The sequence below is a fragment of the Enterobacter sp. BIDMC 29 genome (assembly GCF_019378755.1).
GTDB lineage: Bacteria > Pseudomonadota > Gammaproteobacteria > Enterobacterales > Enterobacteriaceae > Enterobacter > Enterobacter ludwigii.
The window spans coordinates 1,082,781-1,108,420 of record NZ_CP080000.1; the positions used below are offsets into that span (position 1 = coordinate 1,082,781).

Annotated in this window: 21 protein-coding genes and 1 other RNA gene; 7 read left to right on the plus strand and 15 right to left on the minus strand. The window is 56.7% G+C overall.

Going from position 1 to position 25,640, the window contains the following annotated elements; genetic code table 11:
• Positions 1-9: 9 nt before the first annotated feature.
• The 3 genes from JTA15_RS04820 to JTA15_RS04830 are packed head-to-tail and all read right to left on the minus strand — an operon-like array spanning position 10 to position 2,567.
• Positions 10-1,191 (minus strand): acetyl-CoA C-acetyltransferase, encoded by a 1,182-nt coding sequence (locus JTA15_RS04820; RefSeq protein ID WP_219372920.1) that lies wholly within the window; start codon positions 1,189-1,191, stop codon positions 10-12.
• 9 nt (positions 1,192-1,200) lie between these two features.
• Positions 1,201-1,857, minus strand: a complete 657-nt coding sequence (locus tag JTA15_RS04825; protein WP_014169704.1) for a CoA transferase subunit B — start codon at positions 1,855-1,857, stop codon at positions 1,201-1,203.
• A gap of 2 nt (positions 1,858-1,859) precedes the next feature.
• The gene (locus JTA15_RS04830; protein WP_032677981.1) at positions 1,860-2,567 is read right to left on the minus strand and encodes a CoA transferase subunit A; all 708 of its coding nucleotides are present in this window, start codon (positions 2,565-2,567) and stop codon (positions 1,860-1,862) included.
• A 140-nt stretch (positions 2,568-2,707) separates the two neighbouring features.
• Here JTA15_RS04830 and JTA15_RS04835 point away from each other — a divergent pair, with 140 nt between their 5' ends.
• Positions 2,708-3,631, plus strand: coding sequence for a LysR family transcriptional regulator (locus tag JTA15_RS04835; RefSeq protein ID WP_020884395.1), 924 nt, complete (start codon positions 2,708-2,710; stop codon positions 3,629-3,631).
• On the opposite strand, the gene JTA15_RS04840 is transcribed toward JTA15_RS04835, so the two are convergent.
• The 8 genes from JTA15_RS04840 to ppsR all read right to left on the minus strand — a co-directional run bounded on the left by JTA15_RS04840 (position 3,598) and on the right by ppsR (position 11,705).
• Complete coding sequence (locus JTA15_RS04840) at positions 3,598-4,377, minus strand: heme ABC transporter ATP-binding protein (RefSeq protein WP_025204390.1); 780 nt, start codon at positions 4,375-4,377, stop codon at positions 3,598-3,600. The genes JTA15_RS04835 and JTA15_RS04840 overlap by 34 nt on opposite strands.
• The gene (locus JTA15_RS04845; protein WP_149376639.1) at positions 4,370-5,362 is read right to left on the minus strand and encodes an iron ABC transporter permease; all 993 of its coding nucleotides are present in this window, start codon (positions 5,360-5,362) and stop codon (positions 4,370-4,372) included. The genes JTA15_RS04840 and JTA15_RS04845 overlap by 8 nt, the downstream gene beginning before the upstream one ends.
• Positions 5,362-6,183 carry a hemin ABC transporter substrate-binding protein gene (locus JTA15_RS04850; protein ID WP_049022953.1) on the minus strand — a complete coding sequence of 274 codons (822 nt, stop codon included), beginning with the start codon at positions 6,181-6,183 and terminating at the stop codon, positions 5,362-5,364. Before JTA15_RS04850 ends, JTA15_RS04845 begins: the two co-directional genes overlap by 1 nt.
• A complete protein-coding gene (locus tag JTA15_RS04855) occupies positions 6,180-7,208 on the minus strand; it encodes a hemin-degrading factor (protein ID WP_219372921.1) in 1,029 nt (342 codons plus the stop codon). Before JTA15_RS04855 ends, JTA15_RS04850 begins: the two co-directional genes overlap by 4 nt.
• A 47-nt stretch (positions 7,209-7,255) precedes the next feature.
• Complete coding sequence (locus JTA15_RS04860) at positions 7,256-9,241, minus strand: TonB-dependent hemoglobin/transferrin/lactoferrin family receptor (protein ID WP_219372922.1); 1,986 nt, start codon at positions 9,239-9,241, stop codon at positions 7,256-7,258.
• Positions 9,242-9,317: 76 nt separating this feature from the next.
• Positions 9,318-9,506, minus strand: coding sequence for a hemin uptake protein HemP (hemP, locus tag JTA15_RS04865; RefSeq protein ID WP_020884389.1), 189 nt, complete (start codon positions 9,504-9,506; stop codon positions 9,318-9,320).
• 166 nt (positions 9,507-9,672) lie between these two features.
• Positions 9,673-10,719 carry a 3-deoxy-7-phosphoheptulonate synthase AroH gene (aroH, locus tag JTA15_RS04870; protein WP_181240770.1) on the minus strand — a complete coding sequence of 349 codons (1,047 nt, stop codon included), beginning with the start codon at positions 10,717-10,719 and terminating at the stop codon, positions 9,673-9,675.
• Between the two features lie 152 nt (positions 10,720-10,871).
• Positions 10,872-11,705, minus strand: a complete 834-nt coding sequence (ppsR, locus tag JTA15_RS04875; protein ID WP_020884387.1) for a posphoenolpyruvate synthetase regulatory kinase/phosphorylase PpsR — start codon at positions 11,703-11,705, stop codon at positions 10,872-10,874.
• Positions 11,706-12,040: 335 nt separating this feature from the next.
• Here ppsR and ppsA point away from each other — a divergent pair, with 335 nt between their 5' ends.
• The 3 genes from ppsA (at position 12,041) to JTA15_RS04890 (ending at position 18,431) form a co-directional block, all read left to right on the plus strand.
• Entirely contained in the window at positions 12,041-14,419 is a 2,379-nt protein-coding gene (ppsA, locus tag JTA15_RS04880) for a phosphoenolpyruvate synthase (RefSeq protein ID WP_047955489.1), read from the plus strand.
• A 232-nt stretch (positions 14,420-14,651) separates the two neighbouring features.
• Positions 14,652-16,052 carry an MFS transporter gene (locus tag JTA15_RS04885; protein WP_219372923.1) on the plus strand — a complete coding sequence of 467 codons (1,401 nt, stop codon included), beginning with the start codon at positions 14,652-14,654 and terminating at the stop codon, positions 16,050-16,052.
• Positions 16,053-16,055: 3 nt separating this feature from the next.
• On the plus strand, positions 16,056-18,431 hold the full coding sequence (locus JTA15_RS04890) for a glycoside hydrolase family 3 N-terminal domain-containing protein (RefSeq protein ID WP_219372924.1): 2,376 nt from the start codon (positions 16,056-16,058) through the stop codon (positions 18,429-18,431).
• 5 nt (positions 18,432-18,436) lie between these two features.
• Here the strand turns inward: JTA15_RS04890 and rprA are convergent.
• Together rprA and ydiK are read right to left on the minus strand one after the other, a co-directional pair.
• Positions 18,437-18,544: antisense sRNA RprA (rprA, locus tag JTA15_RS04895), an RNA gene on the minus strand.
• Between the two features lie 208 nt (positions 18,545-18,752).
• On the minus strand, positions 18,753-19,868 hold the full coding sequence (ydiK, locus tag JTA15_RS04900) for an AI-2E family transporter YdiK (RefSeq protein ID WP_020884383.1): 1,116 nt from the start codon (positions 19,866-19,868) through the stop codon (positions 18,753-18,755).
• A gap of 197 nt (positions 19,869-20,065) precedes the next feature.
• Between ydiK and JTA15_RS04905 the strand changes: the two genes are divergently transcribed.
• From JTA15_RS04905 to JTA15_RS04915, 3 genes are all read left to right on the plus strand, one after another.
• The gene (locus tag JTA15_RS04905; protein ID WP_219372925.1) at positions 20,066-23,122 is read left to right on the plus strand and encodes an FAD-binding and (Fe-S)-binding domain-containing protein; all 3,057 of its coding nucleotides are present in this window, start codon (positions 20,066-20,068) and stop codon (positions 23,120-23,122) included.
• On the plus strand, positions 23,119-23,529 hold the full coding sequence (menI, locus tag JTA15_RS04910; RefSeq protein ID WP_020884381.1) for a 1,4-dihydroxy-2-naphthoyl-CoA hydrolase: 411 nt from the start codon (positions 23,119-23,121) through the stop codon (positions 23,527-23,529). Before JTA15_RS04905 ends, menI begins: the two co-directional genes overlap by 4 nt.
• Before the next feature lie 85 nt (positions 23,530-23,614).
• Positions 23,615-23,809, plus strand: coding sequence for a YdiH family protein (locus tag JTA15_RS04915; protein ID WP_003857766.1), 195 nt, complete (start codon positions 23,615-23,617; stop codon positions 23,807-23,809).
• 51 nt (positions 23,810-23,860) lie between these two features.
• Here the strand turns inward: JTA15_RS04915 and JTA15_RS04920 are convergent, their stop codons facing one another.
• Positions 23,861-24,490, minus strand: a complete 630-nt coding sequence (locus tag JTA15_RS04920) for a winged helix-turn-helix transcriptional regulator (protein ID WP_044867629.1) — start codon at positions 24,488-24,490, stop codon at positions 23,861-23,863.
• Positions 24,491-24,557: 67 nt separating this feature from the next.
• Complete coding sequence (locus JTA15_RS04925) at positions 24,558-25,217, minus strand: winged helix-turn-helix transcriptional regulator (protein ID WP_025204381.1); 660 nt, start codon at positions 25,215-25,217, stop codon at positions 24,558-24,560.
• Positions 25,218-25,640: the final 423 nt, after the last annotated feature.

The window sequence follows — 25,640 nt, forward strand, 5'->3', positions numbered from 1 at the left end:
CGGGCGCGGTTAGCGCGCAAGGGTTAATGCAATGCCTTGCCCACCTCCCACACACAGGGTGACGAGCCCTTTTTTCGCGTCGCGGCGTTGCATCTCATGCAGCAGCGTGACGAGGATCCGACAGCCAGAAGCGCCGATGGGGTGGCCAAGCGCAATCGCACCACCGTTTACGTTCACCTTACGTTCATCCCAGCCGAGCAGTTTGCCAACGGCCAGCGCCTGCGCGGCAAAGGCTTCATTCGCTTCAATGACGTCCACCTCATCCAGCGCCCAGCCAGCCCGGGCCAGAACCGCCTGGCAGGCGCTGACCGGCCCGATGCCCATCACCGATGGATCAACGCCGGTCACGGCATAACTCACGACCCGTCCCAGGATCGGTAATCCGCTTTCCCGCGCTTTTTCACCGCTCATTAACAGCACCGCAGCGGCACCATCGTTCAGGGTTGAGGCATTACCCGCCGTCACCGTTCCATCTTCACGACGAAAGGCAGGGCGCAGGTGCGCGAGTTGCTCAGCGGTGGTTCCCGGCCGGGGTTGTTCATCACTGCTGACCAGGCGCGGCGGCTTTTTACCCTCGCTCACCGTGACCGGAGCCATCTCCGCGTCAAACAGACCGTGCTCAATGGCCGACGCCGCTTTTTGCTGCGACCGGGCGGCAAAAGCGTCCTGCTGCTCGCGGGAGATGCCATACTGGCGGGCAACGTTTTCCGCGGTGATGCCCATGTGATAATCGTTAAATGCGTCCCACAGGCCGTCCGTTATCATGCTGTCCTGCAACCCTGTATGACCAAAACGCAACCCTGACCGCGCACCGTCCAGCAGGTAAGGGGCATTGCTCATGCTCTCCTGGCCGCCAGCGATAACCACGTCGGCATCGCCGCAGCGGATAGCCTGCGCGGCGAGCTGCACCGCTTTTAAACCAGCACCGCACACAAGATTGACGGTTGTCGCGGGCGTACTGACGGGCAATCCGGCCGTGAGAGCGGTCTGACGGGCGGGGTTTTGTCCGCACCCTGCCGTCAGCACCTGACCGAAAATCAGTTCGTCTACCTGATCTGCGCACAGCTGGCTGTTCTCAAGCAGGCGACGAACCGCTACGGCACCCAGTTCAACCGCGGAAAGGGAGGAGAGCGATCCGCGAAAACTGCCTACAGGGGTTCGCGTGGCCCCGACAATCATGACCTCATTCATGTTCACTCCTCAGTTGAAGCGCATCTCGCGCACGTCGTCCGCCACGATGATTTTCCCGGCTGTTTTACTGACGATGTCGTCAATACTGACGCCGGGGGCGTATTCCCGCAGAATGAACGCGCCGTCTTCAATCTCCAGCAACGCAAGGTCGGTTAACACCCGACGGATGCAGCCAGCGCCGGTCAACGGCAGCGTGCAGCGCGGCAGCAGTTTTGACTCTCCGTTTTTTGCGGCATGGGTCATCACCACAATGATGTTCTGCGCCCCGGCGACCAGATCCATCGCGCCTCCCATCCCTTTCACCATCTTGCCCGGGATCATCCACGAGGCGATGTTGCCTTCGACATCCACTTCGAACGCCCCGAGTACGGTCAGGTCAACATGACCGCCCCGGATCATGGCAAACGACTGAGCCGAGTCGAAAATGGCTGCACCGATCCTCGCGGTGACGGTTTGCTTACCGGCGTTGATCATGTCGGCGTCAAGGCTCTGCTCATCCGGAAAGGCTCCCATCCCCAGCAGGCCGTTTTCAGACTGGAGCATCACGTCCATTCCCGCCGGAATATAGTTCGCCACAAGGGTCGGGATCCCTATCCCCAGGTTGACGTAGTAACCGTCGCGCAGTTCTCGGGCAACGCGCATGGCCATCTGTTCACGGGTTAACATCTTCAGACTCCCTCTGCGCGCAGCGTGCGCTGTTCAATGCGTTTCTCGAACTGACCGACAATCAGCCTGTCGACGTAGATCCCCGGGGTATGAATGGCCGACGGAGGCAGTTCGCCCGGGGCGACGATCTCTTCCACTTCCACCACCGTTATCCGGCCCGCGGTGGCCATCAGCGGGTTAAAGTTTTGCGCGGTATGGCGATAGATAACGTTGCCGTACCAGTCCGCTTTCCAGCCCTTGATCAGCGCAAAATCGCCGGTGATGGCCTCTTCGAGGACATAATGCTTGCCGGCAAACTGGCGAACTTCCTTGCCAGCAGCCACGGGGGTGCCATAGCCGGTGGCCGTGTAAAACGCCGGAATACCCGCTCCGCCAGCGCGAACCTTTTCTGCCAGGGTTCCCTGCGGGGTGAGTTCCACTTCCAGCTCGCCGCTCAACACCTGTTGCTCGAACAGCGCGTTTTCGCCCACGTACGACGCCACCACTTTTCGTACCTGGCGCGTCTCAAGGAGTATCCCGAGACCAAAACCATCGACGCCGCAGTTGTTTGAAACCACCGTCAGCCCCTGCACCTGACGGCGTCTGACTTCGGCAATCAGGTTCTCAGGAATGCCGCACAGGCCGAAGCCGCCTGCCAGCAATGTCATTCCGTCCGTCAGCCCGTCCAGCGCCTGCGCATAGCTGCCGACGCGCTTATCCAGTCCCGCCATAATCATCCCTCCCGTTATCCGTGCCGGTATCATTAGGGGCGGCGACTCATTTGTTAATTTTGAATTTGTGACCCACTCATTTGGTTTTTTTATTAATTTACTGTTAACTAAATTTTTTCAATTAGTTAACAAGGTGAAAAATGAGAATGAGTGTCAAACAGTTACGCGCGTTTTTAGCGGTAGCTCACACTCTGAATTTCGCGCATGCCAGTGAACGGCTGAATCTTTCCCAGCCGGCGCTTAGCCTGACGATTAAAGGCCTGGAGGAGGCGCTGGGGGGACCGCTGTTGCAGCGCAGCACCCGCAAGGTGGCGCTGACGCAGGAGGGGGAGACCTTTTTACCGATGGCGCGGCAGCTGCTGGCGGACTGGGATAACGCCGAAGAGGCCATGCATCAGTGCTTTACGCTGCAGCGCGGCAAAATCTCAGTCGCGGCGATGCCGTCATTTGCGGCGAATGTCCTGCCGGAGGTGCTCAAGGCATTTCGCGATCGCCACGCCGGGATCAACGTCACCGTGCACGATGTTATCAACGAGCAGGTAATTGAAATGGTGCGGGAAGGGCGGGTCGAGATGGGGATCGCGTTTGAACCGGCGCCGACCCATAACCTGCTTTTTACGCCGTTGGGTCTCGATCGATTTGTCGCCATTGTGCCGAAATCATCCGCTCTGGCAGCCAAAAAACGCCTTTCATGGGAGGCGCTACTGACGCTGGATTTCATTACCCTGCAGCGCCCTTCGGCCGTTCGTCTGATGATGGAAGAGGAGCTGGCCCGCAGCGGTCGTAAACTGGATGTGGCGCTGGAGAGCCATCAGCTGGTGACGGTGGGCAGAATGGTCGCCAGCGGCCTGGGCGGCAGTGCGGTCCCGGCACTGTGCGAGGCGCAGATGACCTCGTTAGGCGCGGTCTGTATTCCACTCGATAACCCGCCGATTGAAAAATGCATCGGCGTGATCCATCCCGGGCACACGCAGCTTTCAAAAGCGGCGCATGCCCTGCTTGAGACGCTGAAAGATTTTTATCAGCCCGGTCAGGGGGCGAGAAACACCTGCGGCGAGGCGTGAACCGGATGTGGGCCAACGTATACCTGCGCGCCATACCACCGGGCCAGCGCGTCGGCCTGTAAAACCGTTTCCGGCGTGCCCTGAGAAACCAGCGTGCCGTTATGCAGCAGCAGGATCCGGTCCGCCCACAGCGCTGCCAGATTGAGGTCGTGCAGCACCACGCACACGTGAAAATCGCCCTGACGGGTCAGGGATTTCAACAGCCGCAGCAGATGCTGCTGGTGGTAAAGATCCAGCGCGGAAGTGGGTTCATCGAGAAACAGCCAGCCGCGTGGCCCGCCGTCATGCCAGAGCTGCGCCAGGGCGCGGGCGAGCTGGATCCGTTGTTGCTCGCCACCGGAGAGGGCCGAAAAGTGTCGGTCTGCGAGGGGCAGGCAGCCCGTTATCGCCATTACGGCTTCGACAACCGGGGCTTCCGGGTAGCGCGTCCAGGGCGCGCGGCCCATACCCACCACCGCGTCGACCGGCCAGTCGAAACCGAGCTGCGTATTCTGGCGCATCACTGCCCGGCGGCGTGAGAGCTTTTGCGGGTGCCACGCCTCAAGTGGCGTACCCGCCAGGCTGCATTGCCCGCCAGAAGGCGTGAGATAGCCCGTGAGCAGGCGCAGTAACGTCGATTTTCCGGCACCGTTAGGCCCAATCAACGCCACCATTTCCCCCGGAGATAACGCCAGCGACACGTTGTTGATAATTGTCCGTTGCCCGACCTGATAAACAAGACGTTCCGCGCAGTAACGTTCAGCCATGTGCGCCTCCACGACGAAAAATGAGCCACAGGAACCACGGCGCGCCGAAGAGACTGGTCAGTAAACCGACCGGCATTTCAGCCGGTGCGACCAGCGTGCGCGCCACCGTATCGGCAACCAGCAGCAGCGACGCCCCGGCCAGTACGGAGCCGGGGATCACGGCCCGGTGATCGGATCCCAGCCACATCCGTATCAGGTGCGGCACCACCAGACCGACAAAACCAATCACCCCGCTGACGGCAACCGCGGCGGCAACCAGTAAGGCGCTGCACAGCAACAGGATCCGCTGTACCTTTGCTACCGCCACGCCAAGGTAGTGCGCTTCTTCTTCACCCAGCTGCAGTAAATTGAGCGCGCAGGCAAGACGCCAGATAATCAGAACGCCTGGCACCATCAGCGAGGTGACGGCCAGCAGCGTAGACCACTGTGCCTGACCCAGGCTGCCCATGCCCCAGAGGGAGAGCTGGCGAAGCTGGGCATCATTGCTGAGCCATGACAGTACGCCGACTGCCGCACCGCACAGGGCATTGAGGGCAATGCCCACCAGTAACAGCCGTGAAAGTGTGCTGTTACGCTGCTGGCTTAGGACGAAAATGACGAAAGTGGCCGCCAGCGCACCCCCAAATGCCGCGATCATGGGAGCGTAAAGCATCATCAGCGCGGGGAGCGAGAGGGGAATAACCACCCACAGCGCCACGGCCAGCGCCGCGCCGCTGCTGATCCCAAGCAGTCCCGGATCCGCCAGCGGATTACGAAAAAGCCCCTGCATTACGCAGCCTGCCAGTGCCAGCGAGCCGCCGGTGACCAGCGCCAGCAGGACCCGGGGGAGACGAATGGTCAGCCAGATCTGACGCAGGCTTTCATCACTGCCGCGCCACAGCAGACTGACCGGCAGATGCAGTGCGCCAGCCCCGGAAGCCGCCAGCGTCATGATCGTCAGGATGGCGGCCAGCATCCACAGCGACAATGCGATCCGTCGGGACATCAGGGCAGTTGCTCCGCCCGGGTGCGCAATTGCTGTATGGCCTGCGGCGTGCGCACGCTAAAGCCCAGCAGTGCCATATCGTCGATAGCCAGCACCTGCCTGTTCCGTCCCGCCGGCGTTTGCGCGAGGCCGGGAAGTGTCCACACATTCGCTTCGCCGCCCAATGCCTTTACGCCATCCTGTGAAATCACCACAAGGTCAGGCTGGCTGGCAATCACCCCTTCCTGGGACAGCGGCTGATAACGGGTAAAGCCCTGCATCGCGTTTTGCAAACCCGCTGCGCGAATGGCTGCATCCGCGGCGGTCTGTTGTCCGGCAGCCATCGCGGTCATCCCGCCGTGGTTGAGGATAAACAGCACCCGTTTGTCGAGTGGCGAGGTGGGCAGGGCTGCCAGCGCCTGGCGCAGCGTAGCGCGCAATGCGTCCCCCTGTGCTTCGCGATGCGTCGCTTCGGCAATGACTCGCACCTTTTCGTCAATCACACTCAGATCATGACTGCCGGGAACGGTGACGACACTGACGTGACTTTCCTCGACCTGTTTTAACGCCAGAGATGGTTGTGCCTGAGCACTGGCCAGCACCAGCGTCGGGCGCATGGATAAGATCCCCTCCGCGTTAAGCTGGCGCAAATAGCCGACGTCGGGCAGGGCGTTCGCCGCCTGCGGCCACTGGCTGGTGCTGTCGCGGGCAACCAGTGACGATCCCGCGCCAAGGGCATAAACAATCTCAGTCACGTCACCCCCCAGGGCGACAATTTTTTGCGGTGTGGCCGCGAACGTCACCAGCGGCAGGGCGCAGAGCAGGGCGAGCCATTTTTTCATGCGGCCAGCCCTTTTCGGGTCAGGGCGTCGACCTGGCTGCGCCACTGACGCTGCTCTGGTTCACCTTCGCTGCGTTGACCGTACAGCTGAGCGATTTGCGTCCCGTCGGCGGCGAAGAGCTCCAGGCTGGTGACGTGCCCGTCAGCGGTGGGTTTACGCGTCACCCATGTTTCGGCGATGGACGTATCCTGCAGATGCAGGGTAAAGGTTGGGTTGAAGATGTTGAGCCAGCCTTTCATCGGGACGACGTTTTCCACCACGCCGGTAAAGATCTGCACGCAGCCGCGGTTGCCGACGAAGATCATCATTTCATTCCCCTCCAGGCGGACCGTTTCCAGCAGCTGTGCCAGAGCGGTGTTGTCTACCCTGCAGGCCAGATCGTCGCCCACCAGACGAAACGCCTGCTGGCGGCTCAGATTGTGGCGCTTCAGCAGGCCGAAGAACTGATGCACGTCGGTCATGGCGCGCCACTCCTGGTCAACGAGGGCGGCATCAGCCTTTTCGTTGTGGGCAGGGACATCGGCATGCTTCAGTGCCAGTGGCGGATTATCGGCAAAGATAAAGCGCGTAAGCAGGTCGCCCCAGGCAGAAATATCGGTGTTATCGGTCGTGTAAACTTTCAGCAGGGCATCGCCCTGAAGGTCGAAGAACTGAATGCTCTGACGCTCACCGCGGGCGGTGGTTTCACTGATGTGGAACGCGCTCGCCCACTGGTTGAGAAACAGGCGCAGATCCAGCGCCCGCGGATTCAGTACCAGCCCGGCGTGGCCGCCAAGGTGTTGATGCGTAAACGCGCCCACCTGCTCGTGAACTGCATAGTCGTTACGACAGATGCATTTGGTCTCGCCCACGGCTTCCAGCGCGCCGATGATTTCGCGGATGTCGCCGTGCAGGCGCCAGGCGTCGTGGCCCACGCGGGCGAAGGTCAGCTCTGCTTCGCTGATGTTCATTAAGCCTGCGATGTCACGTGCGTATTGACCCGGATTTTCTTCTTTCAGCGCAAGCCAGCGTGTGTAGTGATTCATTGTCTCTTCCTTTCGAATAAGGGCCCCGGCAGGCCGGGGCGTGGGGATTACCACTGGTAACTCACAAAAATCTTACCGTTGCGTCCGTCCTGAGGAATGCCCTGAGGAGACCAGTACGCCTTGTCGAACGCGTTACCCAGCACCAGCGTCGTGGTTACTCCTTTGAGCTGCTCATGGCCTTTATAACTTACGTAGAAATCGTTAACCGCATAGCCCGGCTGTTCGCTGTAGCTACTGCTGATATGGGTTGAGCGATCGACGAAGGTGCCGATCCAGCCCACGGAGAAACCGCTTTGCGCCACCGGGATATCCAGCTTGCTGGTGACGGTATCGGGGTTGATGCTGGAGATATACTCGCCCGTATCGGTATCTTTTCCCCGGGTGCGGTTATAGGCGACGTCGAGGTTGAACAGGTCGGCCGTGTATTTCGCCATCACGTCCCAGCCCCAGATTTTGGCGTGGGGAACGTTCATGGACATGGTGGTCGCAGCCGCAAAATCGACGCTGGTGGAGATGTAGTCTTTGGCTTTGGTGTCGAAGTAGCTGGCCTTGAACTCCAGCGCATCGTTAGCAAGCATGACGTCGTCAAAGCGCAGTCCGAAGCCAAACTCCTGCGTTTCATTGGTTTCCGGACGCAGGTTCGGGTTCGGTACCCAGTAGTTAGTGTAAAAGCGGCCGATGGAGAAGTGTTTGGCGTCGTTATACATTTCACCCATGGTCGGCGCACGGAAGGCCTGTGCGTAAGAGCCGAACAGCATCAGCCAGTCGGTCGGGCTGACGGTCAGTCCGGCACGGGAGGACCATCTGTCCGCGTTCACATCGTCGTATCCTTCGCTGCTCCCGCGGTAATTATCGTAACGGGTACCGCCGAGAAGCGTGACCGGCAGGTCGCGCAGGGTGATCTCGTCCTGCAGCCAGCCGGAGCTGAAATCGATTTTAGCCTCCGGGAAGCCGGTGGTGGCGCCCCCCGGATGTTGCTCCTGACGGTAGTATTCGCCGCCATAGGTCAGAAGATGTGAGGCAAACGTGTCGCTGAACAGACGGGTGCGGTTTTCCACTTTGCCACCTTTGGTGGTCTGCTTGCGAAACTCGCCGGTGCCGTCAATGTTCTGGGCGTTAATACGCGCTTCAGACCAGTAGAGTTTCGCATCGGCATTCAGCCAGTCGTTGCCCTGGGGAGCCAGGTGATAGCCCAGCTGAGCGTCTCGCTGAATGGTGGAGCGATCGGTCATGGGATTGCTGCTGGCGTCTGCGGCGGGGGTTTGCGGGTTTTTTGGCTCCTGCGCCGCGTTATTGTAATAGCGCAGGGATCCGCTCAGCGTCTGGGCCGGGTCGATGGCCCAGCGGCCTTTTGCCAGCATGTTGTTGATGGATTCGTCATTCGGCGCTTTTCCACCGTCGCTCTGGCGCAGATCGCCGCGATCGCGGCTCGACCAGGCAACCAGTCCGTCCAGGGTTTCGGTACGCCCGTAAGCGCTGGCCCCCATGCCCAGACTGTGATCGCCCGTCGCGCCCGTACCAAACACGCGGTAGCCGCTGTTTTTGCCCGGTTCCAGCAGGTCATTTGCATCGGCGGTGTCATACGCGATCACGCCCCCCAGCGCGCCACTGCCGTACAGTAAGGCTGACGGGCCGCGAACCACTTCGATACGTTTAATCAGGGCCGGGTCGAGGAACGTGCTGTTCAGGTGGCCAGTATCGGTCCCCTGGCGCACGCCATCCACCAGCACCAGCACGCCGCGGCGGTCGTAACCGCGCAGGTTGACGTCCTGACCGTTGGTGCGCCCGGTGCCGTCAAGCATCAGGCCTGGGAGGTAGCGCAGCAGGTCGGCGGCCGAGCTGGCGGTCTGATTTTCCGGGGCCGCGGTGTCAATCACGCTGACCATCATCGGGGCTTCGAAGGCGCTGCGGGCGTTGCCGGTGGCGATAACGGTCATGTCATCTGTGGCCGCAAACGCGACGCCCGGCAGGGCGCTGACAACGGATAGCGCAAGGCAGGACGGGCGCAAAAATGCGGAATGCAGGTGTGGCATAGCAACTCTCCATAAAGAATCGAAAGCGCTGGCTGCCTGGGGATCACCTGGGTGGCTGGCGAAGGTATTGTGGTATTTATTTGGTGAGGATCAGCTTCCCGGCATGGGTCTGGCGCAACAGATAAAGCTGGCCGTCATGCTCGATGATCACGCGTCCCTCGTCCCCCAGCAGGCTTTTACTGTCGATCCGACGATCGGTGCGCGCTGGGGCAGGTGCTGTGTGTGTGTTTTCGGGCGTTGCCGCGTTGTTATCCGTACGTGACATAATGTTTATAAATAACAATCAATGTAACAATGATAATCATTATCAACAAAGTGAAAATTCACGGCAAGCGTTTTTGTGAAAAAACTGTGATGGGATCAAAACAGAAGAGGATGTGGCCGTGCGCGAACGTAGACCCTCTCCCGCAGGAGAGGGTAAAAGGTGAGGACTAAAAACGTGAATCGACCGCTGCCGCCAGTTTCTCCAGCAGCAGTTCGCTGTCTTCCCAGCTCAGGCACGGGTCGGTGATCGACTGGCCGTAAACCATTGGCTGTCCGGCTACGATTTTTTGCGTGCCTTCCCGGATAAAACTTTCGGCCATAATGCCCGCGATGGCGGTTGAACCGCTGACGATCTGCTGGCAGATCTCATCACACACATCCAACTGGCGGCGATGCTGTTTCTGGCAATTGCCGTGGCTGAAATCCACCACCAGGTGTTCCGGCAGGTCGAACTCGGCCAGCGTTTCGCACGCCGCAGCAATATCTTGCGCGTGGTAATTAGGCTTTTTCCCGCCACGCATGATGATATGCCCGTATGGGTTGCCGCTGGTCTGATAAATGGTCATCTGACCGCGCTTATCCGGCGACAGGAACATATGGCTGGCACGCGATGCACGGATCGCGTCAACGGCAATTCGCGTGTTGCCATCGGTACCGTTTTTAAAACCAACCGGGCAGGAGAGGGCAGAGGCCATCTCACGGTGGATCTGGCTTTCCGTGGTGCGCGCACCGATAGCGCCCCAGCTGATGAGATCGGCGATAAACTGTCCGGTCACCATATCGAGAAACTCGGTGGCCGTCGGTACGCCCAGCTCATTGACCTGCAAAAGCAGTTTACGCGCCAGCTCAATGCCATAATTAACACGGTAGCTGCCGTTCAGGTCCGGGTCGGAAATCAGCCCTTTCCAGCCCACGACGGTGCGCGGTTTTTCAAAGTAGGTGCGCATGACAATTTCAAGGCGATGCTGGTACTTGTCCCGCAGTCCCTGAAGCCGTTCTGCGTAATCCATTGCGGCATCCAGATCGTGGATGGAGCAAGGGCCAATCACCACCAGAAGACGTTTGTCTTCGCCATTAAGGATTTTTTCAATGCGACGGCGGGATGCCGTGACATGTTCCGCTACACCCGCGGAAACAGGATGCCGCTGTGCCAGTTCAGCCGGTGTGACCAGGCTGTCAATGCGCGCAGTGCGGAGTTCATCGGTTTTATTCATGAAATGTCTCAGAAAAATTTTTGCTTCATCGGCAGACTACCGGGAAGTGATGGGCATCACCTTAAACCAATCCCTGCTGAATTCAAGTTCGGCGCGTCTGCGCGCCGAGGATGTGGTGATGATACCCGATTCTGAGTTATTGTACTAGCATGTTAGTACATGCGGCGGTTGAGTCCCATGATATCGAGGATTTTGGTGGCGATCTCTTCTACCGAATAGTTAGTGCTGTTTAGCCATGGGATCTGGTTTTTGCGGTACAGCGCTTCCACCTCGGAAACCTCCATTCGACACTGGCGCATTGAGGCGTAGCGGCTGTTCTCACGGCGTTCTTCACGTATTGCCGCCAGTCGTTCCGGGTTGATGGTCAGGCCAAACAGCTTGTGCTGGAGCGGCTTAAGGGCGGCCGGCAGCACCAGATTGTCCATGTCATCAGCAATAAAGGGGTAGTTGGCGGCGCGGATACCGAACTGCATCGCCAGGTAAAGGCTGGTCGGGGTTTTCCCGCAACGCGAGACGCCCAGCAGTATCACCTGCGCCTGGTCGAGGTTACGCAGCGAAATACCGTCGTCGTGCGCCAGGGTGTAATCAATGGCGGCGATACGCGCATCGTATTTGGTCAGGTTGCCGGGGTTCAGCCCATGCGTTCGGTGAGCGATAGGCGTCGGATCGAGTTTCAGTTCGCTCTGCAGCGGGGCCACCAGCGCCTGGACGATATCCTGACAGAACCCTTCACTTTGCAAAATAATCGCGCGAATTTCAGGGATCACGATGGAGTAGAAGACCAGCGGGCGGACCCCCGTCTGCTGGAAGATGGCGTCAATCTGGTCCTTCACCGCCTTTGCACGGCTCTCATTTTCCACAAACGGCAGCGTGATGCTGTTAATCGAAACGGGGAACTGCGACATCACCGCATGTCCCAGCACTTCGGCGGTAATCGCCGTACCATCAGAAATATAAAAAACGTGGCGATCGACAGCATTATCCATTTTACCCACCCTGAATATCGTACGTAATTGTCTGAAAGCATAAATTAAAAAAGTAAATTACACAGCAAAGAACTTATCCTAATTATAAATGAAACGGTGTTTTTGATTTTCCTGAAAAGTGGATTTCATTTTTCAATTAGCGACTTTATTTTTAGGGTTTTTGGCTGAATATATAGGAATCATCGGGTTAGCGGATGGTGGGAAAGTATCCGAAAAGTTGAAAATTTAAATTGCTTACACGATTCACCGTTTTTTTAGCGGAAATAATTATGCCAGTATAAATACGTAGTCAGGTGTTTCTTACTCCGATCAAATATCACAAAAGGATTGTTTCGATGTCCAACAATGGCTCGTCACCGCTGGTGCTTTGGTATAACCAACTCGGCATGAATGATGTAGACAGAGTTGGGGGCAAAAATGCCTCCCTGGGTGAAATGATTACAAATCTGTCGGGTATGGGTGTCTCCGTACCGAACGGGTTTGCCACAACCGCCGATGCCTTTAACCTGTTTTTAGACCAGAGCGGTGTAAACCAGCGCATTTATGACCTGCTGGATAAAACGGATATTGATGATGTGACCGAGCTTGCGAAAGCCGGTGCCCAAATCCGCCAGTGGATTATCGACACACCTTTCCAGCCGGAACTGGAAAAAGCCATTCACGAAGCCTACAACCAGCTCTCAGCGGATGATGCCCAGGCGTCGTTTGCCGTGCGTTCTTCTGCCACCGCGGAAGATATGCCCGATGCGTCATTCGCCGGACAGCAGGAAACCTTCCTTAACGTCCAGGGTTATGACGCCGTGCTGGTGGCGGTGAAGCACGTCTTCGCGTCCCTGTTCAATGACCGCGCCATCTCTTACCGCGTGCACCAGGGCTATGACCATCGCGGCGTGGCGCTTTCTGCTGGCGTACAGCGCATGGTGCGCTCCGACGTGGGCTCTTCCGGCGTGATGTTCTCCATCGACACCGAATCCGGCTTCGACCAGGTGGTGTTCATCACCTCGGCGTGGGGTCTGGGTGAGATGGTAGTACAGGGCGCGGTGAACCCTGACGAATTCTACGTTCATAAGCCGACACTGGCCGCAAACCGTCCGGCGGTCGTTCGCCGCACGATGGGCTCGAAAAAAATCCGCATGATCTATGCCCCGACGCAGGAGCATGGCAAGCAGGTTAAGATTGAAGACGTACCGCAGGAAATGCGTGACCGTTTCTCCCTGACCGATGCAGAAGTGCAGGAGCTGGCGAAACAGGCGGTACAGATCGAAAAACACTACGGCCGTCCGATGGATATCGAATGGGCCAAAGATGGCAACACCGGCAAGCTGTTTATCGTGCAGGCGCGTCCGGAAACTGTCCGCTCCCGCGGTCAGGTGATGGAGCGTTATACCCTGCACGCACAGGGCAAAATCGTGGCGGAAGGCCGCGCGATTGGCCATCGCATCGGTGCCGGTCCTGTCAAAGTGATCCATGACATCAGCGAGATGAACCGCATTCAGCCAGGCGATGTGCTGGTGACCGACATGACCGACCCGGACTGGGAACCGATCATGAAGAAAGCGGCGGCCATCGTCACCAATCGCGGTGGCCGTACCTGCCACGCGGCAATCATCGCCCGTGAGCTGGGGATCCCTGCCGTTGTCGGTTGCGGTGACGCGACCGAGCGCATGAAGGACGATCAGAAAGTGACCGTCTCCTGTGCGGAAGGCGATACCGGTTACGTGTATGCCGATATTCTCGACTTCAGCGTGAAGAGTTCAAGCGTCGATACCATGCCGGATCTGCCGCTGAAGATCATGATGAACGTTGGTAACCCGGATCGTGCGTTTGACTTTGCCTGCCTGCCGAACGAAGGCGTTGGCCTGGCGCGTCTGGAATTTATCATCAACCGTATGATTGGCGTTCACCCCCGCGCGCTGCTGGAATTTGACGACCAGGACGCGAAGCTGCAGAACGAAATCCGCGAGATGATGAAAGGTTACGACTCGCCAAAAGAGTTCTACGTCGGCCGTCTGACCGAGGGGATCGCCACGCTGGGCGCGGCGTTTTATCCGAAGCGCGTGATCGTGCGTCTGTCCGACTTTAAGTCAAACGAATACGCGAATCTGGTCGGGGGTGAGCGTTACGAGCCAGAAGAAGAGAACCCAATGCTCGGCTTCCGTGGCGCCGGACGTTATGTTTCTGAAAGCTTCCGTGCCTGCTTCGCGCTGGAATGTGATGCCGTGAAGCGCGTGCGCAACGACATGGGACTGACCAACGTTGAGATCATGATCCCGTTCGTGCGTACCGTGGATCAGGCGAAAGCGGTGGTGGAGGAGCTGGCACGTCAGGGTCTGAAGCGCGGCGAAAACGGGCTGAAGATTATCATGATGTGTGAAATTCCGTCCAACGCCCTGCTGGCTGAGCAGTTCCTGGAGTACTTCGACGGCTTCTCTATCGGCTCGAACGACATGACGCAGCTGACGCTCGGTCTTGACCGTGACTCCGGCGTGGTCTCTGAACTGTTTGATGAGCGTAACGAGGCGGTGAAAGCGCTGCTGTCGATGTCCATCCGCGCGGCGAAGAAACAGGGTAAATATGTCGGGATTTGCGGTCAGGGTCCGTCTGACCATGAAGACTTTGCCGCATGGCTGATGGAAGAGGGGATTGACAGCCTGTCCCTGAACCCGGACACCGTGGTACAAACCTGGCTGAGCCTGGCCGAACTCAACAAGTAACGCCAACAGCACCAGAAAAAGGCGAGGATATATTCCTCGCCTTTTTTTATTTCATGCCTTATTTGCTCCCCATCACAAATAAAGTAAAAAACCAAATATCATAATTTGTCTGTTAATTTAGACAATTGTTAGCGCGCAAAGCGTTGCTAATACTTGAGCCTTACCGTGCATTTACCTCGCTGATGCGCAACTGGTTGAAATACGTTTTAACCTGATAAAAAGGCAAATAACAATGACAATCTCCTCTGTATTGCGTACCAAAGATAAAATAGGTTATGGCTTAGGTGATATGGCCAGCGCGCTGGTCTGGCAAACGGCAACCTTATTTCTCGCCTATTTCTATACGGATGTTTTCGGTTTGCCGGCGGCCATCATGGGCACCATGTTTTTAGTGGTGCGCGTGGTGGATGCTTTTGTCGACCCTTGCATCGGCGCGCTGGTCGACCGCACCCAGACGCGGCACGGTCGCTTTCGTCCCTGGCTATTGTGGTTTGCCATCCCATTTGGCGTAAGCTGCCTTATCACCTTCTATGTACCGGACGTCGGACCGACGGCAAAAATCGTATATGCCTGCGTCACTTACGCCATCTTAAGCCTTATTTATTCCGCAATTAACGTCCCGTATTGCGCCATGCCCGGGGCGCTGACGCTGGATCCGCGTGAGCGTCACTCGCTGCAGTCCTGGCGCTTTGGCCTGTCGTTCATCGGCGGGTTGATTGTGACGGTGATCGCCTTACCGCTGGTCTCGCTGTTAGGCCAGGGCAACGTTCAGAAAGGCTATTTCTATGCCATGAGCATGATGGGCCTGCTGGGTATTATTCTCTTCTTCTGCTGTTTCCTGATGACCCGCGAGCGTTATTCCCCGCGCAATGACACCTCGGGTTCGATGATCGACGATTTAAAACTGCTGGCCGGAAATAGCCAGTGGCGAATTGTTTTCCTGTTTAATATTTTGCTGTTAACCGCAGTGGTGACGCGTGGTTCTGCCACCATGTATTACGTGAAATATGTGCTTCTGCGCCCGGAGCTGGTATTTGCCTTTATTGTTTCCGGGATGGTAGCGTCCTTAACGGGGGCATTATTATCTGAACGTCTGTTGGGGAAATTTGACCGCGTCCGCGCCTATCAGTGGACCATTATTTCCTTCGTGATTTTCGGCGCGCTGATTTTCTTCCTGCCGCCTTCGCAGATCTGGCTGATTTTTGGCCTCAACATTATCTTTAGCTTTATTCAGAACCTGACCACGCCGCTGCAGTGGACCATGTTCTCTGATGTGGTCGATTATGAGGAGCATCGCAGCGGCCGTCGTCTGGATGGTCTGGTCTTTTCTACCGCGCTGTTTGCCATCAAATTTGGTCTGGCGCTGGGCGGGGCGGTGGTCGGTTGGGTTCTCGGGATGGTGGATTATGCGCCCGGTCAGGCAACCCAGGCACCGCACGTGCTCTCTACCATTAATGCGCTCTTCACCCTCATCCCCTGCGTGCTGTTCCTCTGTATGGTCGCGCTGCTGACCATTTACAAACTCAACAGCAAGCTCGTCAATTCCATCGCCCGCGAGCTGGCCAGCAAACGCGAGGTGCGAGACGAGACAGGACAACTCACCCCGGCCACCCATTCCGCAATACAGGAGTAACACATGACTGCGATTTATAAGGACGCGGGACGTCCCGTGCATGAACGCGTCGCCGACCTACTGGCACGCATGACCCCGGAAGAGAAGTTCGCCCAGATGCATGCCTACTGGTTGATCCTCGATGAAAACGGTAACCACCGCGAACGCAGCGATCTGAGCGATGAATTCGCGGGCGTGAGCGAACAGGCTGCGCTTAGCGAACGGCTGAAACTGGGGGTGGGACAGATTACGCGTCCACTGGGCACCCATATCGTTGATGCGAAAACAGGCGTGCGTGCCGCTAACCGCCTGCAGCGCATGATGATGGAAGAGACGCGCCTCGGTATTCCGGCGCTGTTCCATGAAGAGTGCCTGGTGGGGCTGTTGTGCAAAGATGCCACGCTGTTCCCGTCGTCGCTGAACTACGGTTCGACCTGGGATCCGCAGCTGGTGCAGCGTGCGGCAGAACAGATTGGCAAAGAAGCACGCTCTGTTGGCTGCCAGCAGGGGCTGGCCCCGGTGCTGGATGTCTCTCGCGACGTTCGCTGGGGACGCACCGAAGAGACCTTCGGAGAAGACCCGTGGCTGGTGGGGGTGATGGCCACGGCATACGTGAAGGGTTTGCAGGGCGATAAGCGCGATCTTCTGGCAACGCTCAAACATTATGTGGGCCACTCCTTCAGCGAAGGGGCACGCAACCACGCGCCGGTGCATCTGGGCTTTAGCGAACTGAACGACACCTTCCTGCTGCCGTTTGAGATGGCAGTGAAGCTGGCCAATGCCGGTTCGGTGATGCCTGCCTATCACGATATCGATAACCAGCCCGGACACAGCGACCACTTCCTGATGACAACCGTGCTGCGTGAACAGTGGGGGTTCGATGGGATCATCGTTGCGGACTACGGCGGCGTGAGCCTGCTGCACCAGCATCATGGCATCTCGCACGATGCCGCCGAATCTGCAGCGCTGGCCTTCAATGCCGGGCTGGATGTCGAACTACCAAAAGATGACTGCGCGCGTCATCTGCCACAAGCCGTTGAGCGCGGACTGATTTCCATGGCGAAAGTCGATGAAATAGTGGCACGCGTCCTGACCGAAAAATTCCGTCTTAGCTTGTTTGAAAAACCGTATGCCGATGAACAGGGCATCGATTTGCAAAATGAGGCAACGCGTCAGGTTGCAAGGGAAGTGGCGACCCGTTCGCTAACGCTGCTTGAGAATAACGGCATTTTGCCCCTCGGCGGCAACCCTCGCGTGGCGGTCGTCGGGCCAACGGCAGACGATCCGCTGGCGCTCCTCAGCGGTTACAGCTTTCCGGTGCACTTAATTATTAGCGACATGGTGGAAGAGACCTCGCAGGTCACGACACCGCGCGCGGCGCTCGAGCAGTATCTGGGGGCCTCGCGGGTACGTTATGCCAAAGGCTGTCACATTATCGAAAAACGGATGGCGGGTGCGCCGGTGTTTCCGGGTGACAGCGGCGGTAAACCCATGCAGCAATCTCCGGTCTCGCAGCGTACCGACCTGATCCCTGAAGCCGTGAAAGCCGCACAGGAGAGTGACGTGGTGGTGGCCTGCGTTGGCGATCTCGCCGGGCTGTTCCAGAGCGGAACCGTCGGGGAGGGCTCTGATACCGACTCTCTGAATCTGCCGGGCGTACAGCAACAATTGCTGGCTGCGCTGGTGGCCACCGGCAAGCCGGTTATCGTGGTCATGACCGGCGGGAGGCCTTACAACCTTCAGGGGCTGGAAGATAACGTCGCCGCGCTGATGATGGCCTGGGCACCAGGGCAGGAGGGCGGCTGGGCGATTGCGGATGTATTAACGGGCCGCGCTGAACCGCAGGGACGTCTGGTGGTCAGCGTGCCGAAAAGCGCGGGAGCAATGCCCTATTACTACAACCACAAGCTCAAAAGTGGCGGCACACCGTTCGCTTTCCATTTTGGCTCCCGCTATCCCTTTGGCTTCGGTCTCGGCTGGACGCAGTTTAGCTGGGGAACGGCGCGCGTGGCTGAACCCCGCGTTCCGATCGACGGCGAGGTGGTCGTAAGCCTGGATATCACCAATACCGGTGAGCGCAGCGGCAGCGAGGTGGTACAGGTCTATGTCCGGGATAACGTCGCCACGCAGGTGCGGCCACTGCAGGAGTTGAAGGCGTTCCAGCGCGTCACGCTCTCACCAGGTGAAACCGCCACGCTCACCTTTACGTTGCCCGTTGAGATGTTCAACTTTACCCGTCGTGACGGCAAACGGATCGTCGAGCCGGGTGAATTTGAGTTGCAGATTGGTGCATCGTCGGCGGATATTCGCGAGGTGGTGACGGTCAATGTGACCGGGGAAACCCGTGTATTGTCAACGGAATGGCGGATGCTCAGCACCTGTGACGTCAGCCGCGCGTAATCAGGATAAAAAAAAGCCCATCGTGGGAGATGGGCAAAGACTACACACAGCAATTCGTTGTTTCACTCAGGGGATTTCCATGCTTATAAATCAAGGTGTTGATTTATAACCGTGTCCTAATAGTAGGCATGTCAGCTTTTAGCGTCGATCAGATTCGTCTCAATAGTTAAAGAGACGTAAAGATTTCTTGAGGTTAATAGGGGACTTAGAGCCGTAATAGCGGGTCTGACCAGTGCGCAACGAATAAATACTTTAGCAACGTTTAAGTATTAAAGGGGAATATGTAGGCCGGGTACGCGACTGCGTTACCCGGCCTGTCCATTACTGCTTGTTCTTATCTTCCAGCTCTTCCAGTTCGCTCAAAATCACGTCCGGGTCCGTTCCCGGAGGCGGGATTTCGTGCACCCAGGCGGAGAACAGACGCCAGGTCACGGCCAGAAGCACCGGGCCAATAAACAGACCAATCATCCCAAAGGCAATCAATCCACCAATTACGCCTGAGAGAATAAGGATCAGCGGCAGGTCTGCGCCCATGCGAATAAGGATGGGACGAATAACGTTATCCATGGTGCCAACCACGCAGCTCCAGACCAGCAGAACGGTGCCCCACGTGGTATCGCCGGTCCAGTACAGCCAGATAATGCTGGGTACCAGCACCAGCAACGGACCCAGTTGCGCAAGGCAGGTCATCAGCATGACCACGGTGAAGACGGTGGCGTACGGCACGCCAGAAATCGCAAGACCAATACCGCCCAGCACCGCCTGAACCAGCGCCGTTACCACGACGCCAAGCGCAACCGCGCGCACGGCCTGCGCCGCCAGCAGAACCGCGGCATCACCCCGTTTGCCCGCCAGGCGAGTGGCAAAATGACGCACGCCCAAAGCCACCTGCTCACCGCGCCAGTACAGCAGGGCACTAAAGACCAGCATCAGCGTACAGTGCATCATAAAGCGGCCAATGTGCGCCGCCTGACCCACAAACCAGGTGGTAGTGGTGCCAATATACGGGCGCACTTTCGCCATCAGGGCGCTGCCACCCATCTCCAGCAGGCCATGCCAGCCGCTGTAAAGTTTTGCGCCAACAACCGGAATGCTGTTAAGCCAGGCGAGATCCGGCGGCGTCAGATCGCCACTGGTCACGGCGCGAATCACCGGGCCGCTGGAGTCGACAAGGCTGTTCACCAGTAGCGCAACGGGAATAATGAACAGCAGGAACAACAGCAACGTCATCACCAGGACCGCCAGCCCACGACGTCCGAAGAGCAGTTTCTGCAACCGTAACAGTAAAGGCCAGGTGGCAACCACAACGGTTGCAGCCCAGGCGAAGCCGAGAATGAAGGGTTGAACGATCCACAAACACGCAATAATCATGAGGGCCAGGAACAGCACCGACAGCAAAATTTGCGCAACATCCCTGGGCTGGCGAAGATTGACCATAAATGAAACTTTCCTTAATTGAACACCAGCGTGGCTGGCGGGAACGGAAAACCGCGATTCTCTAATCATTAATGATTTCAGCGATTTTTGACAGGCGAATTCTGCCTGTAATTCTGCAGAGCGTATAAGAAAAAAATGTGATAAAACTTTTACGATACACGCAAACGATTTCACACCTCTAATTAGGGTCGACAGTAATGATCCCACAGATTTCTCAGGCACCTGGCGTCGTTCAGCTGGTGCTTAATTTTTTGCAGGCACTGGAGCAACAGGGTTTTACAGGGGATACCGCCACACATTATGCCGACAGGCTGACAATGGCGACCGACAACAGTATCTACCAGCTTCTTCCCGATGCAGTCGTGTTTCCACGTTCAACGGCCGATGTGGCGCTTATTGCGCGACTGGCAACGCAGGAGCGATTTACCTCGCTGGTGTTCACGCCACGCGGCGGCGGCACCGGCACCAATGGTCAGGCGCTGAACCAGGGCATCATCATTGATATGTCGCGCTATATGAACCGCATCATTGAGATCAATCCCGAAGAAGGATGGGTGCGTGTCGAAGCGGGCGTCATCAAAGATCAGCTTAACCAGTACCTCAAGCCTTATGGTTACTTCTTTGCCCCCGAGCTCTCAACCAGCAACCGTGCGACAATCGGTGGGATGATTAACACCGATGCCTCCGGGCAGGGGTCGCTGGTCTACGGTAAAACCTCCGATCACGTTCTTGGCGTGCGTGCGGTGCTGCTGGGCGGCGATATCCTGGATACCCAGCCGATGCCGGTCGAACTGGCGGAAACGCTGGGTAAAGACAACACGGCCAACGGGCGGATTTACCGCACCGTGCTTGAGCGCTGTCGCGATAACCGCCAGCTGATCCTCGACAAATTCCCTAAACTGAACCGCTTCTTAACCGGCTACGATCTGCGTCATGTCTTTAACGATGACCTGACGCAGTTTGATTTAACCCGCGTGCTGACCGGCTCCGAAGGGACGCTGGCATTTATTACCGAGGCGCGGCTGGATATTACGCCGCTGCCGAAAGTGCGTCGGCTGGTGAACGTCAAATACAATTCCTTCGATTCTGCCCTGCGCAATGCGCCCTTTATGGTTGACGCGCGGGCGCTGTCGGTGGAAACCGTCGACTCTAAAGTGCTTAATCTGGCTCGGGAAGACATCGTCTGGCACTCGGTGAGTGAGCTTATCACCGATGTACCTGATAAAGAGATGTTGGGTCTCAACATCGTTGAATTTGCCGGCGATGACGAAGCGCTGATTGAAAGCCAGGTCACCACGCTCTGTCAGCGGCTGGACGAACTGATTGCAGCAGGCGAAGGTGGGGTGATTGGCTGGCAGCTTTGCAGCGAACTCTCCGGCATTGAGCGTATTTACGCGATGCGTAAAAAAGCGGTGGGGCTGCTGGGCAACGCGAAGGGGGCTGCCAAACCGATTCCCTTTGCTGAAGACACCTGCGTCCCGCCTGAGCATCTGGCGGATTACATCGTTGAGTTCCGCGCCCTGCTGGACAGCCACGGTCTGAGCTATGGCATGTTCGGCCACGTGGATGCCGGGGTGCTGCACGTGCGTCCGGCGCTGGACATGTGCGATCCGCAGCAGGAGATCCTGATGAAACAGATCTCCGACGATGTGGTGGCGTTGACCGCGAAATATGGCGGCCTGCTCTGGGGAGAACACGGGAAAGGGTTCCGCGCGGAGTACAGCCCGGCGTTCTTCGGTGAAACGCTCTACGCTGAACTGCGTAAGGTCAAAGCGGCATTCGATCCGGATAACCGTCTCAACCCGGGTAAAATTTGCCCGCCAGAGGGCGTCGATGCCCCAATGCTGCAGGTGGATGCCGTCAAGCGCGGCACCTATGACAGACAAATCCCGATTGCGGTGCGCGCCTCCTGGCGTGGTGCAATGGAGTGTAACGGTAACGGTCTGTGTTTCAACTTCGACGTGAAAAGCCCAATGTGCCCGTCGATGAAAATTACCAGTAACCGCATTCACTCGCCCAAAGGCCGGGCAACGCTGGTCCGCGAATGGCTGCGTCTGCTGGCCGACCGCGGGGTTGATCCGCTGAAGCTGGAACAGGAATTACCGGAAAAACGCGCCAGTCTGCGCTCGCTGATTGAACGTACCCGCAACAGCTGGCATGCGAACAAAGGCGAGTATGATTTCTCCCACGAGGTGAAGGAGGCCATGTCCGGCTGCCTGGCCTGTAAAGCCTGCTCAACCCAGTGTCCGATCAAGATTGATGTGCCGGAGTTTCGCTCACGGTTCCTGCAGCTTTACCATACCCGCTATCTGCGTCCAATGCGTGACCATCTGGTGGCGACGGTGGAGAGCTATGCCCCGCTGATGGCGCGTGCGCCGAAGACCTTTAACTTCTTCATCAATCAGCCGCTGGTGCGAAAGCTTTCCGAAAAACATATCGGGATGGTGGACCTGCCGCTGCTGTCAGTCCCTTCGCTACAGCGTCAGCTCATGGGGCACCGTTCGGCGAATATGACGCTGGAGCAGCTTGAGGCGCTGACCCCTGAGCAGAAAGCCAATGTGGTGCTGGTGGTGCAGGATCCGTTTACCAGTTACTACGATGCCCAGGTGGTAGCCGATTTTATCCGTCTGGTAGAAAAACTGGGCTATCAGCCGGTGGTACTGCCGTTCTCACCAAACGGCAAAGCGCAGCACATTAAAGGTTTCCTTACCCGTTTTGCGAAAACGGCGCGGAAAACCGCTGACTTCCTCAACCGGGTGGCGCAGCTAGGGATGCCGATGGTCGGTGTCGATCCGGCGCTGGTGCTCTGCTACCGCGATGAGTATAAGCAGACGCTGGGGGAGCAACGCGGTGATTTCCACGTCATGCTGGTGCACGAGTGGCTGCCGGCGGCGCTGCAACAGGCGACCGTGAAGGATGTGAGCGGTGAATCGTGGTATCTGTTCGGCCACTGCACGGAAGTGACGGCACTGCCGGGCGCCCCGGCGCAGTGGGCGTCTATCTTTGCCCGCTTCGGGGCGAAGCTTGAGAGCGTCAACGTGGGCTGCTGTGGCATGGCAGGTACCTACGGGCACGAAGTGAAAAACCACGCGAACTCGCTCGGTATCTATGAGTTGTCGTGGCATCAGGCGATACAGCGTTTGCCGAGGAACCGCTGTCTGGCCACGGGCTACTCCTGCCGAAGCCAGGTGAAACGGGTTGAAGGGAACGGGGTGCGTCACCCATTACAGGCCTTACTGGAGATAATTGGATGATCTGGAAACGAGCCGTGACGCTGCAGGCGCTGAATGCCATGGGCGAGGGGAATATGGTAGGGCTGCTGGACATTCAGTTCACGCGTATTGGCGAGGATGAACTGGAGGCCACGATGCCTGTCGATCATCGCACGCATCAGCCGTTTGGTTTATTGCACGGCGGCGCATCCGTCGTGCTGGCCGAAACCCTGGGGTCCGTGGCGGGCTATCTTTGCACCGAAGGGGAGCAAAAGGTCGTCGGGCTGGAGGTGAACGCGAACCATATTCGCTCGGTGCGAAGTGGACGGGTGCGCGGCGTTTGTCGCGCGCTACACGCCGGTAGCCGCCATCAGGTGTGGCAGATTGACATTCTTGACGAGCAGGATCGGCTCTGCTGCTCGTCGCGACTGACGACGGCGGTCGTGTAAAGTTTTCAGATGTTTTGCCTTTGGTCAAAAACTAGCCAGTCTCTTGTGATATACTGGTCAGGTTTTGTACATAAGCGAGGACATCATGGATACTGAAATAACCCCAACACAGCTGGCAATTGAATATTTACGTCGTGATAAAAGCAACCTGTCTCCGGCGCAGTACCTGAAAAAGCTGAAACAGCTTGAACTGGAGTTCACAGATTTGCTGGCGCTCTCTTCAAATGAGCTTAAAGAAGAGATCTACTTTGCCTGGCGGTTGGGCGTTCACGTCCATTGATCGTGACAGTAAAAAAAAGGCCGCGTCAGCGGTCTTTTTTGTATCTGACGTTCAGTACCGGGCAGGCAGTTTATTGATTTTAACGAGCCTGCCATCTTCTATCTCAATGAACCCGCCTGTTTTTAAATCCGCCAGAATACGCATTACCCCACTGCGCGACAGCTGGGTTTTTTCGCGAATATACCGCTCTGCGGTGATGGCGTTGCGATAACTCTCATCTTCATCCATCAGCTTTATCAATTGCTGGCGAATCATCTCATAGGCCGTGGGCGCGCCCTGAGGCATCACATTATTGTATAGCCGGTTATAAACAAACATCAGGTGCTTAGACAACAACCCCCATAACCCATTCTCTTTGATAACGGCTTCCACCTGAACGGTGGTAAGCATACCCGTCAGGCAGGGGGTCACGGTTTTAAGATAATCATTGAAGTAGATGTCTGTCAGATTGGCGAGGCCAAAAAGCGCCGGGCTACGTGCGGTGGTGAGCATCATGTTGTCGCTTCTGCGGTAGATAGCAACGGTGCCTTCGAGGATCAAATAGCACACGCTCTGGCCATTCACCTGGAGATCCAGCTGTTCGCCGGGAGCAACATTGCGCGTGGTACAGTAGGGTTGCAGGAATGAAATCAGTTCTCGTGCGTAAGGAGAACCACGATGCGTTTTTTCAGTAGAGGACATAACCTATAACCCGTAGCGATAACCCCCCTGATTATAGCGTTACTCCTTATCGTAAACACGAGGCCAATCAGTATTTACGTGGTAAATGACGGATTTCCAGCAGCACGCCACGCTCCATCGTGATGTACTTTCCGGTACGCAGTTCCGCGAGAATACGCATAATCCCACTGCGCGAAAGGTAGGTTCGACTCTTGATATACGCTGCCGCCGTGATGTTTTTCCGTACGGCATCTGGCTCCTGCATCAGTTCGACCAGCTGAAACCGGATAATGTCATAGGCTGACATCTGCGATATTTGCGCGCAGTGCTCGTATACCCGGGAGGCGGTATAGATGAGTAGCTTTGAAAAATGTTCCCATAAGTTTTTTTCCGCCACGATCTTATTAAAATTATCCAGAGAGACATGCGCTATTTCTGAGGTTTCAAGCGCTCTGACGTACAGATGTTCAGAGGAGAACTGGCTGCTGACACCCAGAATAAAAGGTGAGGACTCTGAGTTTAAAACAATACCATCGCCACGACGATGCAGCGCAACGCTGCCGTGTAACAGCAAAAAACAGAGGCGAACATCATTATTGTGATACTGAATAATTTCGCCTTTCGCGAGAATATGCCTTTCCGTAAAAGGCAGCACAGTACTGATTAACTTATCAATATGGGCATACGGCTTTAAATCCAGTACGGTAGATTTTACATCGGTGAGGACCGCTGTCATTCGCGTGTTCATAAGGTGCTCCACTGCTTTCATTGCGATCATGGGTGACCGGCGTAGAGAATTATCTTAAAAAACAGCGACTACGGGAATATGCAGCACAGGTCTAAAAGTAGACTTTCAATATTATCCTGACTAACATTTTGAATTTAATGATCTTAACACTCCGGTCTATTAATAGACTGCCCGTTATATGCATAAGGCATTCCTTATTTACAATGTTTTATTTTTGTTAATTACGGGTCTACGGAAAGACTCCGAAAATGATTGTCGACGTCAACGGAGTTGTATAAATTTTATTTCATCGACAGCAAGTCATATGCGTCTTCAGACGTTTAATGAAATAAAGTTATTTCATTTTTTTGCTGCTGTCTGTAAAAGACAAAACATTAAGTGGGTGAAAAAACCGACGCGTCTTTTTGTCTGAATGTTAATAAT

What these genes read in the sequence shown, in the direction of transcription:
- ydiK (WP_020884383.1), bottom strand. Translation starts at nt 19,868, where the DNA reads ATGGTCAATCTTCGCCAGCCCAGGGATGTTGCGCAAATTTTGCTGTCG.
- JTA15_RS04840 (WP_025204390.1), bottom strand. Translation starts at nt 4,377, where the DNA reads ATGGCTGAACGTTACTGCGCGGAACGTCTTGTTTATCAGGTCGGGCAA.
- menI (WP_020884381.1), top strand. Translation starts at nt 23,119, where the DNA reads ATGATCTGGAAACGAGCCGTGACGCTGCAGGCGCTGAATGCCATGGGC.
- JTA15_RS04855 (WP_219372921.1), bottom strand. Translation starts at nt 7,208, where the DNA reads ATGAATCACTACACACGCTGGCTTGCGCTGAAAGAAGAAAATCCGGGT.
- JTA15_RS04885 (WP_219372923.1), top strand. Translation starts at nt 14,652, where the DNA reads ATGACAATCTCCTCTGTATTGCGTACCAAAGATAAAATAGGTTATGGC.
- hemP (WP_020884389.1), bottom strand. Translation starts at nt 9,506, where the DNA reads ATGTCACGTACGGATAACAACGCGGCAACGCCCGAAAACACACACACA.
- JTA15_RS04905 (WP_219372925.1), top strand. Translation starts at nt 20,066, where the DNA reads ATGATCCCACAGATTTCTCAGGCACCTGGCGTCGTTCAGCTGGTGCTT.
- JTA15_RS04820 (WP_219372920.1), bottom strand. Translation starts at nt 1,191, where the DNA reads ATGAATGAGGTCATGATTGTCGGGGCCACGCGAACCCCTGTAGGCAGT.
- JTA15_RS04890 (WP_219372924.1), top strand. Translation starts at nt 16,056, where the DNA reads ATGACTGCGATTTATAAGGACGCGGGACGTCCCGTGCATGAACGCGTC.
- JTA15_RS04830 (WP_032677981.1), bottom strand. Translation starts at nt 2,567, where the DNA reads ATGGCGGGACTGGATAAGCGCGTCGGCAGCTATGCGCAGGCGCTGGAC.
- ppsR (WP_020884387.1), bottom strand. Translation starts at nt 11,705, where the DNA reads ATGGATAATGCTGTCGATCGCCACGTTTTTTATATTTCTGATGGTACG.
- aroH (WP_181240770.1), bottom strand. Translation starts at nt 10,719, where the DNA reads ATGAATAAAACCGATGAACTCCGCACTGCGCGCATTGACAGCCTGGTC.
- JTA15_RS04925 (WP_025204381.1), bottom strand. Translation starts at nt 25,217, where the DNA reads ATGAACACGCGAATGACAGCGGTCCTCACCGATGTAAAATCTACCGTA.
- JTA15_RS04920 (WP_044867629.1), bottom strand. Translation starts at nt 24,490, where the DNA reads ATGTCCTCTACTGAAAAAACGCATCGTGGTTCTCCTTACGCACGAGAA.
- JTA15_RS04835 (WP_020884395.1), top strand. Translation starts at nt 2,708, where the DNA reads ATGAGAATGAGTGTCAAACAGTTACGCGCGTTTTTAGCGGTAGCTCAC.
- ppsA (WP_047955489.1), top strand. Translation starts at nt 12,041, where the DNA reads ATGTCCAACAATGGCTCGTCACCGCTGGTGCTTTGGTATAACCAACTC.
- JTA15_RS04825 (WP_014169704.1), bottom strand. Translation starts at nt 1,857, where the DNA reads ATGTTAACCCGTGAACAGATGGCCATGCGCGTTGCCCGAGAACTGCGC.
- JTA15_RS04850 (WP_049022953.1), bottom strand. Translation starts at nt 6,183, where the DNA reads ATGAAAAAATGGCTCGCCCTGCTCTGCGCCCTGCCGCTGGTGACGTTC.
- JTA15_RS04860 (WP_219372922.1), bottom strand. Translation starts at nt 9,241, where the DNA reads ATGCCACACCTGCATTCCGCATTTTTGCGCCCGTCCTGCCTTGCGCTA.
- JTA15_RS04915 (WP_003857766.1), top strand. Translation starts at nt 23,615, where the DNA reads ATGGATACTGAAATAACCCCAACACAGCTGGCAATTGAATATTTACGT.
- JTA15_RS04845 (WP_149376639.1), bottom strand. Translation starts at nt 5,362, where the DNA reads ATGTCCCGACGGATCGCATTGTCGCTGTGGATGCTGGCCGCCATCCTG.